At 66.4% G+C, this 12,103-nt stretch carries 12 protein-coding genes; 3 read left to right on the top strand and 9 right to left on the bottom strand.

Going from position 1 to position 12,103, the window contains the following annotated elements; genetic code table 11:
* The first annotated feature begins 220 nt into the window (after positions 1-220).
* From KF892_12305 to dtd, 3 genes are read left to right on the top strand one after another with little or no spacing between them, the layout of a single operon-like run.
* A complete protein-coding gene (locus KF892_12305; GenBank protein ID MBX3625790.1) occupies positions 221-1,468 on the top strand; it encodes a tyrosine--tRNA ligase in 1,248 nt (415 codons plus the stop codon).
* Positions 1,469-1,473: 5 nt separating this feature from the next.
* Positions 1,474-1,833: a DUF5329 family protein gene (locus KF892_12300; protein ID MBX3625789.1), complete on the top strand. Its 360-nt coding sequence runs from the start codon at positions 1,474-1,476 to the stop codon at positions 1,831-1,833.
* Entirely contained in the window at positions 1,830-2,273 is a 444-nt protein-coding gene (gene dtd / locus KF892_12295) for a D-tyrosyl-tRNA(Tyr) deacylase (protein MBX3625788.1), read from the top strand. The genes KF892_12300 and dtd overlap by 4 nt, the downstream gene beginning before the upstream one ends.
* A 46-nt stretch (positions 2,274-2,319) precedes the next feature.
* On the opposite strand, the gene KF892_12290 is transcribed toward dtd, so the two are convergent.
* The 9 genes from KF892_12290 to KF892_12250 form a co-directional block, all read right to left on the bottom strand.
* Positions 2,320-3,288 carry a tripartite tricarboxylate transporter substrate binding protein BugD gene (locus KF892_12290; GenBank protein MBX3625787.1) on the bottom strand — a complete coding sequence of 323 codons (969 nt, stop codon included), beginning with the start codon at positions 3,286-3,288 and terminating at the stop codon, positions 2,320-2,322.
* Between the two features lie 102 nt (positions 3,289-3,390).
* Positions 3,391-4,650, bottom strand: a complete 1,260-nt coding sequence (locus tag KF892_12285) for an AMP-binding protein (protein ID MBX3625786.1) — start codon at positions 4,648-4,650, stop codon at positions 3,391-3,393.
* A complete protein-coding gene (locus tag KF892_12280) occupies positions 4,643-4,945 on the bottom strand; it encodes a hypothetical protein (GenBank protein MBX3625785.1) in 303 nt (100 codons plus the stop codon). The genes KF892_12285 and KF892_12280 overlap by 8 nt, the downstream gene beginning before the upstream one ends.
* Before the next feature lie 10 nt (positions 4,946-4,955).
* On the bottom strand, positions 4,956-5,774 hold the full coding sequence (locus KF892_12275; protein MBX3625784.1) for an ABC transporter ATP-binding protein: 819 nt from the start codon (positions 5,772-5,774) through the stop codon (positions 4,956-4,958).
* Between the two features lie 109 nt (positions 5,775-5,883).
* Positions 5,884-7,209, bottom strand: coding sequence for an ABC transporter substrate-binding protein (locus tag KF892_12270; protein ID MBX3625783.1), 1,326 nt, complete (start codon positions 7,207-7,209; stop codon positions 5,884-5,886).
* Between the two features lie 48 nt (positions 7,210-7,257).
* Complete coding sequence (locus KF892_12265) at positions 7,258-8,322, bottom strand: branched-chain amino acid ABC transporter permease (GenBank protein MBX3625782.1); 1,065 nt, start codon at positions 8,320-8,322, stop codon at positions 7,258-7,260.
* A gap of 2 nt (positions 8,323-8,324) precedes the next feature.
* Positions 8,325-9,254 carry a branched-chain amino acid ABC transporter permease gene (locus KF892_12260; GenBank protein ID MBX3625781.1) on the bottom strand — a complete coding sequence of 310 codons (930 nt, stop codon included), beginning with the start codon at positions 9,252-9,254 and terminating at the stop codon, positions 8,325-8,327.
* 1 nt (position 9,255) lies between these two features.
* Positions 9,256-10,038, bottom strand: a complete 783-nt coding sequence (locus KF892_12255; protein ID MBX3625780.1) for an ABC transporter ATP-binding protein — start codon at positions 10,036-10,038, stop codon at positions 9,256-9,258.
* The gene (locus tag KF892_12250; GenBank protein ID MBX3625779.1) at positions 10,035-12,026 is read right to left on the bottom strand and encodes an AMP-binding protein; all 1,992 of its coding nucleotides are present in this window, start codon (positions 12,024-12,026) and stop codon (positions 10,035-10,037) included. Before KF892_12250 ends, KF892_12255 begins: the two co-directional genes overlap by 4 nt.
* Between the last annotated feature and the right edge of the window lie 77 nt (positions 12,027-12,103).

Below are 12,103 nucleotides of genomic sequence, written 5' to 3'. Positions count from 1 at the left end.
CTCAATTTTGATCGGGGGGCACGAGGCCCCGAGCTGCAAGCACCGCGCGGGGCGATGCTCTGGTTGATCTTCTCGTCCTGGGGCGTCCACTAGAATCGCGGTCGCCGTTGCGGACCCCATTCACGGGGTGTTCCGTCGGGTGCGGCGCAGTATAAGCGGCACCCTTTTCGTCCCCCGCATTGCCTGACTCCCGGAAAACCCCTGAGGTTCCCTTTCTCCTATGTCTTTGTCAGAAGAAAAGACCTCCCCCGCGGCCAAGTACCCCGTCACCGACAAGGTGCTGGAAGCGCTGGCCATCAGCCGCCGGGGATGCGATGAGCTGCTTCCTGAAGCCGACTGGCTGGCCAAACTGGCTCGTTCAGAAGCAACGGGCGTGCCACTGCGCATCAAGCTCGGCCTCGACCCGACCGCGCCCGACATCCACGTCGGCCACACGGTGGTGCTCAACAAGATGCGCCAGCTGCAGGACATCGGCCACCAGGTCATCTTCCTGATCGGCGACTTCACCTCGATGATCGGCGACCCCTCGGGCCGCAACACCACCCGCCCGCCGCTCACGCCCGAGCAGATCAAGGCCAACGCCGAGACCTACTACAAGCAGGCGAGCCTGGTGCTCGACCCGGCCAAGACCGAGATTCGCTACAACAGCGAATGGAGCGACCCGCTGGGGGCGCGCGGCATGATCCAGCTCGCCGCGCGCTACACGGTAGCGCGCATGATGGAGCGCAACGACTTCCACGACCGCTTCAAGGCCGGCACGCCGATCAGCGTGCACGAGTTCCTCTACCCGCTGATGCAGGGCTACGACTCGGTGGCACTCAAGAGCGACCTCGAGCTCGGCGGCACCGACCAGAAGTTCAACCTGCTGATGGGCCGCACGCTGCAGGCCGAATACGGGCAGGAGCCGCAGTGCATCCTGACGATGCCGCTGCTCGAAGGGCTCGATGGCGTCGAGAAGATGTCCAAGAGCAAGGGCAACTACATCGCGATCACCGAGCCGGCGAACGGCATGTTCGCGAAGATCCTGTCCATCAGCGACGAGCTGATGTGGAAGTACTTCACCCTCCTGAGCTTCAAGCCCGAAGCCGAGATCGCGAAGCTCAAGGCCGAGGTCGAAGCCGGTCGCAACCCCAAGGATGCGAAGGTGATGCTCGCCAAGGAGATCACCACCCGCTTCCACAGCGCCGCGGCGGCTGAGGCGGCCGAGGCCGATTTCAACAACCGCGCGCGCGGGGGTGTGCCCGACGACATCCCCGAGGTGTCGCTCGGCGGCGCGCCGCTCGGCATTGGTGCTCTGCTGAAGCAAGCCAACCTCGCACCTTCGACCAGTGAAGCAGGTCGTCTCATTGACGGAGGGGGTGTCAAGGTTGACGGCGGTGTTGTCAGCGACAAAGGCCTGAAGCTCAACGCCGGCACTTATGTTGTGCAAGTGGGCCGACGCAAGTTCGCCCGCGTGACGCTGGCCTGATCGCCGTGCAGCGTCGCGCTGTGATGTTCGCGGCGCTGCTCGCCGCAGCTGGAGCAAACGCCGCCCCGAGCGCCGCCGAGCAGGCCCGCATCCAGCGCCTGATCGCCTACGTCGAAGCGCAGACCACGATCCGCTTCGTGCGCAACGGCTCGGCCTACTCGTCGAAAGACGCGGCCACCTTCCTGCGCAAAAAGTTCGAAAAGATGGGCGAGCACGTCACCACCGCGCAGCAGTTCATCGAGCAGATCGCCTCGAAGTCGAGCACCACGGGCGAGGTCTACCAGATCCGCTTCCAGGACGGCCGGCAGATCCCCGCCGCGCGCTTTCTCGGAGACGAGCTGAAGCGCATGGACGACGGCCGATGATCGCCTTGATCCAGCGTGTGCGCAGCGCACGCGTGGAAGTGGCGGGCCGCATCACCGGCAGCATCGAGCAGGGCCTGCTGGTCTTCGTCTGCGCCGAGCCGTCTGACACCGACGCGCTCGTCGACAAGCTCGTCGCCAAGCTGCTCAAGCTGCGCATCTTTTCCGACGAGGCCGGCAAGATGAACCGCAGCGTGGTCGACGTGCAAGGCGGCCTGCTCATCGTCAGCCAGTTCACGCTCGCCGCCGACACCTCTGGCGGCAACCGCCCGAGCTTCACCAACGCCGCGCCGCCCGAGCTCGGCCGCCGCCTCTACGAGCGTGTGCTCGCCACGGCGCGTGCGCAGCACCCCATCGTGGGCGAAGGCGAGTTCGGCGCCGACATGCAGGTGCACCTCGTCAACGACGGCCCCGTCACCATCCCCATCACGCTGCGCGCGTGAAATGAAAAGGCCGCCCGAAGGCGGCCTCGTGATCAGAGAGCCAAGATCAGTCGGCGTACTGACCGGCCGCCTTGATGATCGGCGTCCACTTGTTGATCTCGTCCGAGACGAACTTCTTGTGCTCGGCCGGGTTGGCGCGCGCATCCGACACGATCACCGCGCCGAGCGACTCCTGGTTCTTCACGAAGGTCGGGTCCTTCAGCGCAGCCTTGAGGGCGGTGTTGAGCTTGTCGATCACCGCCTTGGGCGTGCCCTTCGGTGCATACACGCCGTGCCAGATCGTCACGTTGAAGCCCTTGAGGCCCGCCTCGTCCAGCGTGGGCAGCTTGGCCAGCGCCGGGGTCGACAGCCGCTTGGTCGTGCTCACCGCAAACGCCTTGATCTTGCCGGCCTCGATCTGGCCGGTGGTGTTGGTGGTCTGGTCACACATGATGTCGACCTGGCCGCCGAGCAGGTCGTTCATGGCCGGCGCGGTGCCCTTGTACGGCACCGGGGTCATCTCGACCTTGATCGTCGACTGGAACAGCAAACCGCACAGGTGCGAGGCCGAGCCCAGGCCCGCGTGCGCGAGGTTGATCTTGCCCTTGTTGGCGTTGATCCAGGTCGACAGCTCGCCGTAGTTGTTGGCCGGCAGCGTGGGGCGGCCCACCAGCGTCATCGGCACTTCGTTCACGAGGCCGACGTATTCGAAATCTTCGAGCGGCTTGAACTGCAGGTTGCGGTACAGCGCCACCGAGGTGGCCATGTTCACGTGCGTGAGCAGCAGCGTGTAGCCATCGGGCGTGGCCTTGGCCACCTTCGAATTGCCGAGCGTGCCGCCAGCGCCTGCCACGTTGTCGATCACGATGGTGGCGTTGCCCAGCGGCTTGCGCACGGCTTCGGCGAAGTCGCGGGCCACCTTGTCGGTCGGGCCGCCTGCGGCAAACGGCACGACGATCGTGATGGCCTTCTCGGGGTAGGCAAACACACTGGTCGCTGCGAATGCTGCAGCGCAAGCGATCAGGAGCTTCTTCATGGCGGGGTTCCCTTCGGGGGTTGATCGGACCCAGGAATGCTAGAAGCGCCGGGCCCCCCGGACATGGCGGGAACTACGTAATGGTTCGGCCGTAGTGGGCTCTCAGCCCACGCTGCGCGTGTCGTCGATCACCTTGCCGTCGTTGGGCAGGCTGCCCGGCGCGCACAGCTCCACCTCGCCGCGCAGCTTGGTCACGTCGCGGATCGCGTCGGTCATGCGCTGGATCAAAGACTCTGCGGATGACGAGGTTTCCACTTTCAGCGTCATCCGGTCGTTGGCCATTTCGCCGCTGACCACGAGCCGGCCCTTGCCGGCTTCGGGAAAGCGCTTCAGCACCTCGGCCACCTGGCTCGGGTGCACGAACATGCCGCGCACCTTGGCCGTCTGGTCGGCGCGACCCAGCCAACCCTTGATGCGGGTGTTGGTGCGGCCGGTGGGGCAGGGGCCGGCCAGCACGGCCGACAGGTCGCCGGTGCCGAAGCGCACCAGCGGGTAGTCGGGATTGAGCACGGTGACCACCACCTCGCCCACCTCGCCTGTGGGCACCGGGTCGCCGGTGCCGGGGCGCACGATCTCGACGATCACGCCCTCGTCGAGCACCAGGCCTTCGCGTGCGGCGGTCTCGTAGGCGATGAGGCCGACGTCGGCGGTGGCATACGACTGGTAGGCCTCGAGGCCGCGTGCGCGCAGCCAGTCGCGCAGCGCGGCGGGGAAGGCTTCGCCGCTCACCATCGCCTTCTTCAGGAAGGGCAAGGACACGCCGGTCTCGGCCGCCTTCTCCAGCGCGATGCGCAGGAAGCTCGGCGTGCCGGCATAACCGTCGGGCCTGAGTTCGACCATCGCCTGCAGCTGCAGCTCGGTGTTGCCCACGCCACCGGGGAAGACGGTGCAGCCGATCGCATGCGCGCCGCTCTCCAGCATCGAGCCTGCGGGCGTGAGGTGGTAGCTGAAGCTGTTGTGCATCAGGTCGCCTGCGCGAAAGCCGGCGGCCCAGAGGGCGCGGGCGGTGCGCCAGTAGTCGCGGGCGCGGCCTTCGGGTTCGTAGATGGGGCCGGGTGACTGGAAGACGCGTTGCGCGCCCCGGCGCCCCTGCAGGCCTTGCCAGCCGATGGCCGAGAAGCCACCAAACGGGTCGCGTGCACGCTCGGCCTGTTGACGTGCGAGCAGCTCATGCTTGCGCGTGACGGGCAGCGCGGCGAGCGCTTCGCGCGAGGTGATGGCGTGGGCATCGACCCCCGCGAAGCGCTCGGCGAACGCAGGCACCTTCAACGCCGCCGCCATCTGCTGCGGCAGCGCGGCCATGAGGGACGCTTCGCGCACTGCGGGGTCGCGCTGCTCCAGCACGTCGTAGAACTCAGTCATCGCGATCGCTCCAACCGGCCAGCTTCTTCTTCAAGGCCGCCACGTAGTCGCGCAGCTCGGCCGAACTCTTGAAGGCCTGCACCTGCCAGTCGGGTGAACGGGCCGGTTGTTTCACCGTCTCGACCTTGAGCTGCGCCCCGTCGACCGACACGCGTGCAATGGCCGTTCCCCGCCGCTCGAAAACGCCGCCGCGTTCGGTGAGACCCGCGTCGCGCAGGTCGCGCTTCAGGCGCTGCAGGGCTTCGTCGGGCTTGAACGGTGGCGGTGCAAAGCCCCAGCCTTCTTCTTCACTCATGCCAACCCTCTCATGCCAGCCAGCGCTTGCGCCGCTTGTAGCTCTTCACGTCGCGGAAGCTCTTGCGCGCGTTGTCGTCTTTCGTGCCACCCGTGCCGAGATAGAACTCCTTCACGTCCTCGTTTTCGCGCAGCGCCTTCGCTTCGCCGTCCATCACCACCCGGCCGTTCTCGAGGATGTAGCCGTAGTCGGAATACTTCAGCGCGATGTTGGTGTTCTGCTCGGCCAGCAGGAACGTGACACGCTCCTTGGTGTTCAGGTCCTTCACGATCTCGAACACCTCGCTCACGATCTGAGGCGCAAGCCCCATCGAGGGTTCGTCGAGCAGCACCATCTTCGGGTTGGCCATCAGCGCGCGGCCGATGGCGCACATCTGCTGCTCGCCGCCCGAGGTGTAGGCGGCCTGCGACGTGCGTCGCGTCTTCAGGCGCGGGAAGTAGGCGTAGACCTTCTCCAGCGTCTCGGCCACCGCGGCCTTGCCGTCGCGGCGCGTGTAGGCGCCGGTGAGCAGGTTCTCCTCGATGGTGAGGTGTGCGAAGCAGTGCCGGCCTTCCATCACCTGCACCACCCCGCGGTTCACCATCTCGGCGGTCGAGAGCTTCTCGATGCGCTCGCCGCGCAGCTCGATGCTGCCCTTGGTCACCTCGCCACGCTCGCCGGCCAGCAGGTTGCTGACCGCGCGCAGCGTGGTGGTCTTGCCTGCGCCATTGCCACCGAGCAAGGCCACGACCTTGCCATCCGGGACCTGAAGCGACACGCCCTTCAGCACCAGGATCACATGGTTGTAGATGACCTCGATGCCGTTGACGTTGAGGAAGACGTTGCTCATGGTGAAACGGTCTCCATCGAAGAGGCGGGCCGAGCGCCGGGCCGCTCCCAAGCCGGCCCGCATCCCCTTGGGGGATCGGCTGGTGTACCCGCCGGACGAGGGGTGGTCATCAGCTTTGGCAGTCGGCAGGAGGACGGCGAGTGAGCTTCTTTTCACCGGCGTATTTCTCCGCCGAGTTCTTCACCAAGGGCCGGATCAGCGCCTCGTCGGCCTGCAGCCAGTCGGAGGCCCAGGTGAACTTGGCGCCGTCCCAGGTGTGCACCCGCGTCCAGGCCGAGCCCATGTGGTCGACGCAGCTGGTGGACACCGGCCGCAGCACGCCCTTGAAGCCCAGCGCATCGAGCTTGGCCTGCGTGAGGTTCAAGTTCTCGTAGCCCCAGCGTGCCTGCTCGCCGCGCATCACCTTGCCCTTGCCAAAGCGCTCTTGCGCCGCCCGCACGCCCTCCACGGCCAGCATCGCGCCCACCACGCCGCGCATGTAGAGCACCGAGCCCACTTCTTCCTTCGGGCCGGTGCCCTGGCCGGGGCCGTGCACCTTGGTGAGGATGTCTTGCACCACCGCCGATTGCGGCTCGGCGCCGTGCTGCATCATCACCGCGCTGTAGCCCTTGGCCGCGGCGCCCACGTCGCGCAGGTCGGGCTCGGCGCCCGACCACCAGGTGCCGAACATCTTCTCGCGCGGGTAGCCGGTGGCCACCGCTTCCTTGATGGCGGTGGGCGTCATCACGCCCCAGGTCTGCATCACCACGAAGTCGGGCCGCTGCTGGCGCACCTGCAGCCAGATCGCCTTCTGCTCCACGCCCGGGGCCGGCACGGGCAGCAGCAGCAGCTCGAAGCCGTGCATCGCCGCACGCTCCTGCATGATCGGCAGCAGCTCCTTGCCGAAGGGGCTGTCGTGGTAGACGACGCCGATCTTCTTGCCCTTGAGCTTGTCCCACCCGCCTTCCTTCTTGGCGATGTGCTGCAGCACGGTGTCGCCCGCCACCCAGTAGTGCCCGATCAGCGGGAAGTTCCACTTGAAGATGCCGCCGTCGGCCGAGTCGCTGCGGCCGTAGCCCGAGGTGATGAGCGGCACCTTGTCGTTGGGCGCCTTCTCGGTGAGCGCGAAGGTGATGCCGGTCGAGAGCGGCTGGAACACCGTGGCGCCGCCGTGCTTGCCCTTCAGGCGCTCGTAGCACTCGACGCCCTTGTCGGTGGCGTAGGCGGTCTCGCATTCCTCGACCAGCGTCTTCACGCCATTGATGCCGCCGCGCAGGTTCACGAGCTTCATGTAGTCGGCGTAGCCGTTGGCGAAGGGCGTGGCATTCGGCGCCACGGGCCCGGTGCGGCCGGTCAGGCTCGGGAAGAACTGGACCTTGTCTTGCGCCAGGGCGGGCGTGGCGAGGTGGGCGGCCACGAGGGCCACGGTGAGGGCGATGGGTTTGAGGCGGTTCATGGTGCTGTCTCCTGCTGTTGTCGGTGGGTCAGTGAGGGTCAGTGAGCGTCAATGGGGGAAAGGCCAGAGCCTGAGCTTTTCTTTCGCGGTCGACCACAGGCGGGCCAGGCCATGCGGCTCGACGATCAGGAAGAAGACGATCAGGGCGCCGAAGATCATGTAGGTGAGGTGCGCGGCGAGTGCGGTGTCGATGGGGATGCCGAACCAGTACGGCAGGTTGTCGAGCACGATGGGCAGCACCACGATGAAGGCGGCGCCGAAGAAGCTGCCCATGATGGAACCCAGCCCGCCGATGATCACCATGAAGAGCAGCTGGAACGAGCGGTCGATGTTGAACGCCGCCGGCTCCCACGAGCCCAGGTGCACGAAGCCCCACAACGCGCCGGCCACGCCCACGATGAAGCTGCTGACGGCAAACGCGCTGAGCTTGGCGTAGACCGGGCGGATGCCGATCACGGCGGCGGCCACGTCCATGTCGCGGATGGCCATCCACTCGCGCCCGATGTGGCCGCGCACCAGGTTCTTGGCCAGCAGCCCGAAGACGATCAGGAAGGCCAGGCAGAAGAGGTACTTCTGCACCGGCGTCTCGATGGGCAGGCCCAGCACGTTCATGCCGGCCACGCTGACCGAGCCCGACGACGAATCGTTGGTGAACCACTTGATGCGCAGGAAGGCCCAGTCGATGAAGAACTGCGCCGCCAGCGTGGCCACCGCGAGGTACAGACCCTTGATGCGCAGCGACGGGATGCCGAAGAGCACCCCCACCACCGTGGCGCACACGCCGCCCATCAGCAGCGAGACGATGAGCGGCATGCCTTCGATGCGCACCTGGAAGTTGTAGGCCGCATACGCCCCCACCGCCATGAAGGCGCCCGTGCCGAGCGAGATCTGCCCGCAGTAGCCCACGAGGATGTTGAGCCCGAGCGCCGCCAGCGACAGGATCAGGAACGGGATCAGCACCGCGCGGAAGAAGTACTCCGGCATCACGAGCGGCACCACGGCGACGGCGAAGATGAGCAGCAGTGCCATCACGACGCGGTCTTGCGCGATCGGGAAGATCTGCTGGTCGGCGCGGTAGCTGGTCTTGAACTGGCCGTTCTCGCGATAAAGCATGGTCAGACCCGATCGATGATTTTTTCGCCGAAGAGGCCTTGTGGCCTCACGAGAAGGAACATGAGCGCCAGCACATACGCAAACCAGATCTCGATGCCGCCGCCGAACATCGGCCCGATGTAGACCTCCGACAGCTTCTCGCCCACGCCGATGATCAGCCCGCCGAGGATGGCGCCCGGCACAGAGGTGAGGCCCCCGAGGATCACCACCGGCAGCGCCTTCAGCGCCACCAGCGAGAGGGAAAACTGCACCCCGAGCTTGCTGCCCCAGATGATCCCGGCGACGAGCGCCACGAAGCCCGCGATCGACCACACGATCACCCAGATGCGCGACAGCGGGATGCCGATCGACTGCGCGGCCTGGTGGTCGTCGGCCACCGCACGCAGCGCGCGGCCGGTGGCCGTCTTCTGGAAGAAGAGGCTGAGCGCGGCCACCAGCACCGCCGCGATGGCGGCGGCGTAGAGGTCTTCCTTGCTGACGAGGATGCCGCCCTGGAAGGTGCTCTCCATCAGGAACATCGGGTCTTTGGGCAGGCCGATGTCGATCTTGTAGATGGCGTTGCCGAAGAGCGTCTGCCCCAGGCCGTCGAGGAAGTAGGCGATGCCGAGCGTGGCCATCAGGAGCGTCACGCCTTCCTGGTTGACGAGCTTGCCCAGCACCAGCCGCTCGATCACCCAGGCCACCACCACCATCAGCAGCATCGCCGCGATGATCGCCAGCAGGTTGGCGAGCAGCTTGCTGTCCAGGCCCAGGAGCTTCGGGAACCACTCCGAGAAGCGCGCCATCGCAAGCGCCGCGAAGAGCACCATCGCGCCCTGCGCGAAGTTGAAGACGCCGCTCGCCTTGAAGATCAGCACGAAGCCGAGCGCGATCAGCGAATACAGCATGCCGGCCATCAGGCCGCCGAAGAGGGTTTCGAGGAAGAAGCCCATGTCAGTGGCCCGCTCCGAGGTATGCGTTGATCACGTCGGGATTGCGGCGCACCTCGTCGGGCGTGCCGTCGCCGATCTTCTTGCCGTAGTCGAGCACCACCACGCGGTCGCTGATGTCCATCACCACACCCATGTCGTGCTCGATCAGCACGATGGTGGTGCCGTACTCGTCGTTCACGTCGAGGATGAAGCGGCTCATGTCCTGCTTCTCTTCCACGTTCATGCCGGCCATGGGCTCGTCGAGCAGCAAGAGCGATGGCTCCATCGCGAGCGCGCGGCCGAGGTCCACGCGCTTTTGCAAACCGTAGGGCAGGCGGCCCACGGGGGTCTTGCGGTAGGCCTGGATTTCGAGGAAGTCGATGATGCGTTCCACCACCTCGCGGTGCGCGATCTCCTCGCGCTCGGCGGCGCCGAAGCGTATGGCCTGCTGGAAGAGGTTGGTCTTCATGCGCAGGTTGCGGCCGGTCATGATGTTGTCGAGCACGCTCATGCCCTTGAAGAGCGCGAGGTTCTGGAAGGTGCGGGCCACGCCCATCTCGGCCACCTGCCTCGAACTCATGTGCTTGAACGACTGGCCCTTGAGCGTGATCGAGCCCTGCTGCGGCGTGTAGACGCCGTTGATGCAGTTGAGCATGCTGCTCTTGCCCGCGCCGTTGGGGCCGATGATGGCGCGCACCTCGTGCTCGCGCACGTCGAAGCTGATGTCGGTGAGCGCCTTCACGCCGCCGAAGGCGAGCGAGATGTTGTCGACCTTCAGGATGACGTCGCCGATTTTCCGGCTCATGCATTCACCTCCGTTCGCCCTGAGCTTGTCGAAGGGCTTGTGGAGCGGCGCGCCTGGGCTTCGACAGGCTCAGCCCGAACGGAGGAGGGCGGGAAGGTCTTCACGTCCCCGATCTTCAAGGTGGCGGCCACCATGCCGCTGCGGCCGTCCTCGAACTTCACCGCCGTCTCGATGTACTGCTCGCTCTTGCCGCTGTAGAGCGCATCCACCAGCACCTCATAACGCTCGCCGATGAAGCCGCGCCGCACCTTGCGCGTGCGGGTGAGCTCGCCGTCGTCGGCATCGAGCTCCTTGTGCAGCACGAGGAAGCGGCTGATTTGTGAGCCGGCGAGTTTGTCGTCGGCCGCGAGATCGGCGTTCACCTTCTCGATGCAGTCGCGGATGAGCTCGTACACCTCCGGCTTCTGCGCCAGGTCGGTGTAGCCGGCGTAGGGCAGGTTACGGCGCTCGGCCCAGTTGCCCACCGCTTCCATGTCGATGTTGATGAAGGCGCAGACCTTGTCGCGCTGGTCGCCGAAGGCCACCGCCTCCTTGATGAAGGGGAAGAACTTGAGCTTGTTCTCCACGTACTTGGGGGCGAACATCGCGCCCGCATTCGGTCCGCTTCCAATGCGGCCCACGTCCTTCGCGCGGTCGATGATCTTGAGGTGGCCGTTGGCGTCGAGGAAGCCGGCGTCGCCCGTGTGGTACCAGCCTTCGGCATCGAGCACCTCGGCGGTGGCAGCGTCGTTCTTGTAGTAGCCGCGCAAGAGGCCCGACGAGCGCACGAGGATCTCGCCGCTGTCCTTCACCTTGATCTCCACGCCCTCGATGGGCACGCCCACGGTGTCGGCGCGCGCCTGGTCGTCGGGCTGCAGGCACACGAAGACAGCGGTTTCGGTCGAGCCGTAGAGCTGCTTGAGGTTGACGCCAATCGAGCGGTAGAAGGTGAAGAGGTCGGGGCCGATGGCCTCGCCCGCGGTGTAGGCCACGCGCACGCGCGAGAGGCCGAGCGTGTTGCGCAAGGGGCCGTAGATGAAGAGCGTGCCGAGCGTGTAGCGCAGGCGGTCGAGCAGGCCCACGGGCTTACCGTCCATCAACGCGGGCCCCACCCGCCGCGCGAGCGCCATGCAGCGGTGGAAGAGCCAGCGCTTGAGCGCACCCGCGTCTTCCATGCGGATCATCACCGTGGTGAGCAGGCCCTCGAAGACGCGCGGCGGCGCGAAGTAATAGGTGGGCCCCACTTCGCGCAGGTCGATCGACACCGTGTTGGCCGACTCGGGGCAGTTCACCACGTAGCCGCAGGCGAGCCACTGCGCATACGAGAACACGTTCTGCCCGATCCATGCGAGCGGCAGGTAGGCCAGCACCTCTTCGCGTTCGGTGAGCTTGTCGAAGCGCGCGCCGGCCACCGCGCGGTCGATCAGCGAGAGGTGCGTGTGCACCACGCCCTTCGGATTGCCGGTGGTGCCCGAGGTGAAGAACATCGCCGCCACGTCACTCGGTTGCACCTTCGCCACCTCGGCGTCGAAGAAGCCGGCGTGCGAAGAGTTGAAGGCCTCGCCCTCGTGCACCAGCGCGTCGAGCGAGGCGAGGCCCGGCTCGCTGTAGTGGCGCAGCCCACGCGGGTCGTCGTACCAGATGCGCTGCAGGCCGGGGCATTGCGTGCGGATCTCGAGCAGCTTGTCGACCTGCTCCTGGTCTTCGACGACGGCGAAGCCGATCTCGGCGTTGACGAGGGGGAACACGAACTCGGCCGCGACCGCGTCTTGGTAGAGCGGCACCGGGATGGCGCCGAGCGATTGCGCCGCGAGCAGCGTGGCGTAGAGGCGCGGCCGGTTGTCGCCGATCACGACGACGTGCTGGCCCCGCTGCAGGCCCGCCGCAGCCAGGCCGCCGGCGAGCGCGCGCACGAGCGCGGCGAGCTGCTGCCACGAGAGCGTCTGCCAGATGCCGAACTCCTTCTCGCGCAAGGCGGGTGCCGTGGGCCGCTTGGCAGCGTGCTCCATCAGCAGGTGCGGAAAGGTGGTGTTCGCCACAGCAACCTCGTCTCTCGTGGAGTGGGTGTGAGGCGGACTGTAGGAAG

The sequence above is a fragment of the Rhizobacter sp. genome, assembly GCA_019635355.1.
GTDB lineage: Bacteria > Pseudomonadota > Gammaproteobacteria > Burkholderiales > Burkholderiaceae_C > Rhizobacter.
This window is presented reverse-complemented; position numbering and strand designations above follow the sequence as displayed.

What these genes read in the sequence shown, in the direction of transcription:
- KF892_12275 (MBX3625784.1), bottom strand. Translation starts at nt 5,774, where the DNA reads ATGAGCAACGTCTTCCTCAACGTCAACGGCATCGAGGTCATCTACAAC.
- KF892_12290 (MBX3625787.1), bottom strand. Translation starts at nt 3,288, where the DNA reads ATGAAGAAGCTCCTGATCGCTTGCGCTGCAGCATTCGCAGCGACCAGT.
- KF892_12305 (MBX3625790.1), top strand. Translation starts at nt 221, where the DNA reads ATGTCTTTGTCAGAAGAAAAGACCTCCCCCGCGGCCAAGTACCCCGTC.
- KF892_12250 (MBX3625779.1), bottom strand. Translation starts at nt 12,026, where the DNA reads ATGGAGCACGCTGCCAAGCGGCCCACGGCACCCGCCTTGCGCGAGAAG.
- dtd (MBX3625788.1), top strand. Translation starts at nt 1,830, where the DNA reads ATGATCGCCTTGATCCAGCGTGTGCGCAGCGCACGCGTGGAAGTGGCG.
- KF892_12285 (MBX3625786.1), bottom strand. Translation starts at nt 4,650, where the DNA reads ATGACTGAGTTCTACGACGTGCTGGAGCAGCGCGACCCCGCAGTGCGC.
- KF892_12265 (MBX3625782.1), bottom strand. Translation starts at nt 8,322, where the DNA reads ATGCTTTATCGCGAGAACGGCCAGTTCAAGACCAGCTACCGCGCCGAC.
- KF892_12255 (MBX3625780.1), bottom strand. Translation starts at nt 10,038, where the DNA reads ATGAGCCGGAAAATCGGCGACGTCATCCTGAAGGTCGACAACATCTCG.
- KF892_12280 (MBX3625785.1), bottom strand. Translation starts at nt 4,945, where the DNA reads ATGAGTGAAGAAGAAGGCTGGGGCTTTGCACCGCCACCGTTCAAGCCC.
- KF892_12270 (MBX3625783.1), bottom strand. Translation starts at nt 7,209, where the DNA reads ATGAACCGCCTCAAACCCATCGCCCTCACCGTGGCCCTCGTGGCCGCC.
- KF892_12260 (MBX3625781.1), bottom strand. Translation starts at nt 9,254, where the DNA reads ATGGGCTTCTTCCTCGAAACCCTCTTCGGCGGCCTGATGGCCGGCATG.